Source organism: Pseudomonas sp. REP124 (assembly GCF_020164475.1).
Classification (GTDB): Bacteria; Pseudomonadota; Gammaproteobacteria; order Pseudomonadales; family Pseudomonadaceae; genus Aquipseudomonas.
Genome location: NZ_JAIQWX010000264.1, coordinates 1 through 3607 on the forward strand (window position 1 = coordinate 1; position 3607 = coordinate 3607).

General features: G+C 61.8%; 3 protein-coding genes. 1 reads left to right on the forward strand and 2 read right to left on the reverse strand.

Translation table 11 applies throughout. The features are described 5' to 3' along the window. Positions 1 to 36: 36 nt before the first annotated feature. Positions 37 to 2316: a phosphoenolpyruvate--protein phosphotransferase gene (gene ptsP / locus K9857_RS29960; RefSeq protein WP_224542138.1), complete on the reverse strand. Its 2280-nt coding sequence runs from the start codon at positions 2314 to 2316 to the stop codon at positions 37 to 39. Between the two features lie 22 nt (positions 2317 to 2338). Continuing rightward, entirely contained in the window at positions 2339 to 2818 is a 480-nt protein-coding gene (locus K9857_RS29965) for an RNA pyrophosphohydrolase (protein WP_007897732.1), read from the reverse strand. A 143-nt stretch (positions 2819 to 2961) separates the two neighbouring features. Here K9857_RS29965 and K9857_RS29970 point away from each other — a divergent pair. Continuing rightward, the coding region (locus K9857_RS29970; RefSeq protein ID WP_224542140.1) for an HAD family hydrolase at positions 2962 to 3607 on the forward strand (646 nt) is incomplete at its 3' end.

Below are 3607 nucleotides of genomic sequence, written 5' to 3' on the forward strand. Positions count from 1 at the left end.
GGAGCGAGGCTTGCCCGCGAAGAGGCCGGTACAGTCTCAGACAGCCTTGACCGAAGCCGGATTGGTCATCTTCGAAAGCCCCAGTTTTTTCAGCGCCAGTTGCAGCGAGCTGTGGATAACTTGAGGATTGTCGATGGTCATCAACTCGGCCAGCAACTCCTTGGACTTGCTCAGATTGATCTGACGCAGCATCCACTTCACCTTCGGCAGGTTGGTGGCGTTCATCGACAGGCTGTCGAAACCCATCGCCATCAACAGCACCGCCGCCGCCGGATCACCGGCCATCTCGCCGCAGATGCTCACCGGCTTGCCTTCGGCATGGGCGTCACGCACTACGGTTTGCAGCGCTTGCAGCACCGCCGGGTGCAGGTAGTCGTAGAGGTCGGCCACCCGCGGGTTGTTACGGTCAACGGCCAGCAGGTACTGGGTCAGGTCGTTGGAGCCGACGGACAGGAAATCCACCTGCCGCGCCAGTTCCTTGGTCTGGTACACCGCTGCCGGAATCTCGATCATCACGCCCACTGGCGGCATCGGCACGTCGCAACCTTCGTCGCGCACCTCGCCCCAGGCACGGTGGATCAGGTGAAGGGCTTCTTCCAGTTCGTGAGTGCCGGAGATCATCGGCAACAGAATGCGCAGGTTGTTCAGGCCTTCGCTGGCCTTGAGCATGGCGCGGGTCTGGACCAGGAAGATTTCCGGGTGGTCGAGGGTGACGCGAATGCCGCGCCAGCCGAGGAACGGGTTGTCTTCCTTGATTGGGAAGTACGACAGCGCCTTGTCACCACCGATGTCCAGGGTACGCATGGTCACCGGTTGCGGGTGGAACGCGGCCAATTGTTCGCGGTAGATCGCCAGCTGTTCCTTCTCGCTCGGGAAACGCTGGTTGATCATGAACGGCACTTCGGTGCGGTACAGGCCGACACCTTCGGCGCCGCGCTTCTGCGCCCGGGCCACGTCCGCCAGCAGGCCGGTGTTGACCCACAACGGCATGCGGTGGCCGTCGGTGGTCACGCACGGCAGGTCGCGCAGGGAATCGAGGCCCAGGGCTAGCTGTTTCTCTTCTTCCACCACTTCGGCGAACTGCTTGCGCAGTACATCGCCCGGGTTGGTGTACACCTCGCCACGGTTACCGTCGACGATCAGTTCGATGCCGTCGACCTTGGCGTATGGCAGGTCGACCAGGCCCATCACCGTCGGAATGCCCATGGCCCGGGCCAGGATCGCGACGTGCGAGTTACCCGAACCGAGTACCGACACCAGTCCGACCAGCGTGCCCTCCGGCACCTCGCCGAGCATGGCCGGTGTCAGCTCCTCGCTGACCAGGATGGTTTTTTCCGGATAGACCAGATTCTGCTGACGCTCTTCCTGCAGGTAGGCGAGAAGCCGGCGACCCAGGTCCTTGACGTCCGACGCCCGCTCACGCAGGTATTCGTCGTCCATCAGTTCAAAGCGGTTGACGTGATCGGTCACCACCTGACGCAAGGCGCCCTGGGCCCATTGCCCGGTCTTGATCACGGTGGTTACTTCGCTGCCCAGCGCCGCATCGTCGAGCATCATCAAATAGACGTCGAACAGCGCGCGCTCTTCCGGGCGCAGCTGGCTGGCGAGCTTGGTGGACAACGCACGCATGTCGGCGCGCACGCCTTCGATGGCGGTCTTGAACAACGCAAGTTCGGCGTCGATGTCGGTGATGGTCTTGTCAGGCACCACGTCCAGATCGGCCGGCGGCAGCATGACCACCGCGGTACCGACCGCCGCGCCCGGCGAACCCGGCACGCCGACGAACTTGGCTTCCTGGATACCCTTGCCCTGACGGCCCAGGCCGCGGATGGAACCGGTGGCCTCGGCGTGAGCGATAACGCCGGCGAGCTGCGCGCTCATGGTCACGAGGAAGGCTTCTTCACCTTCATCGAACTGGCGGCGTTCTTTCTGTTGGATGACCAGCACGCCGACGACGCGGCGGTGGTGAATGATCGGCGCCCCGAGGAACGAGGCGTAGCGCTCTTCACCGGTCTCGGCGAAGTAGCGGTAGCGCGGGTGATCCGCGGCGTTTTCGAGGTTCAGGGGTTCTTCACGCGTGCCGACCAGGCCGACCAGACCTTCATTGGGTGCCATGCTGACCTTGCCGATCGAGCGCTTGTTCAAGCCCTCGGTGGCCATCAGCACGAAACGGTTGGTCTCGGGGTCAAGCAGATAGACCGAGCAGACCTGGCTGCCCATGGCCTCTTTGACGCGCAACACAATAATCCCCAACGCCGCCTTGAGATCCTTGGCGGAGTTAACTTCCTGGACGATCTTGCGCAGCGTATTGAGCATGGCTCGGGGTCGAACTCCGTCGTCAGTCGCGCGCTAAAAGGCGCGGGGCAAGCTCTTTGAGAGCGCGTCGATACACCTCGCGCTTGAATGTCACCACCTGGCCCAGCGGATACCAATAGCTGACCCAGCGCCAGCCATCGAACTCCGGTTTACCGGTCAAATCCATCCGCACCCGCTGCTCGTTGGAGATCAGGCGCAGGAGAAACCACTTCTGTTTCTGGCCGATGCACAGCGGCTGGCTGTGCGTCCTGACCAGACGTTGCGGCAAACGATAGCGCAACCAGCCCCGGGTGCAGGCGAGTATTTCAACATCTTCGCGTTCCAGGCCTACTTCTTCGTTCAACTCGCGGTACAAGGCGTCTTCCGGCGTCTCCTGGGGGTTGATCCCGCCTTGAGGAAACTGCCAGGCATCTTGATTGATTCGGCGAGCCCATAGGACCTGGCCGGCATCATTCGTAAGAATGATCCCGACATTAGGACGAAAACCATCGGGGTCGATCACGGCAACAACCTCGCAAACGCATGTCGCCGCATTGTTCCACAAAGGTCGTGAAGGCAGCAACGCGCCGTCTTACCTTATGTGCACTCTGGTGAAAAGTCCGTATTCTGGACGCCTTTCTACAGACTTTTCAGCGAGTAACTGCAATGCGGCTGGCTTTATTCGACTTGGACAACACCCTGCTGGGCGGCGACAGCGATCACGCCTGGGGCGATTACCTGTGTGAACGCGGCTTCCTCGACCCGGTGGCCTACAAGGCACGCAACGACGAGTTCTATCAGGATTACCTGGCGGGCAAGCTGGATAACGATGCCTACCTGAACTTCTGCCTGGAGATTCTCGGCCGCACCGAGATGGACGTGCTCGCGCTCTGGCACAACGATTACATGCGCGACTGCATCGAGCCGTTGATGCTGCCCAAGGCCATCGAACTGCTGGCCAAACACCGCGCCGCCGGCGACAAGCTGGTGATCATCACCGCCACCAACCGCTTCGTCACCGGCCCGATCGCCGAGCGCCTGGGCGTCGAGACGCTGATCGCCACTGAATGCGAAATGCAGGACGGCCGCTACACCGGGCGCAGCACCGACGTGCCATGCTTCCGCGAAGGCAAGGTGACGCGCCTGAATCGCTGGCTGGAGGAGACCGGGTATTCGTTGGAAGACAGCTACTTCTATAGCGACTCGATGAACGATCTGCCGCTGCTGGAGCAGGTGGCGAATCCGGTGGCGGTCGATCCGGATCCGAATCTGCGGGCTGAGGCCGAGAAGCGTGGTTGGCAGGTGATCAGTC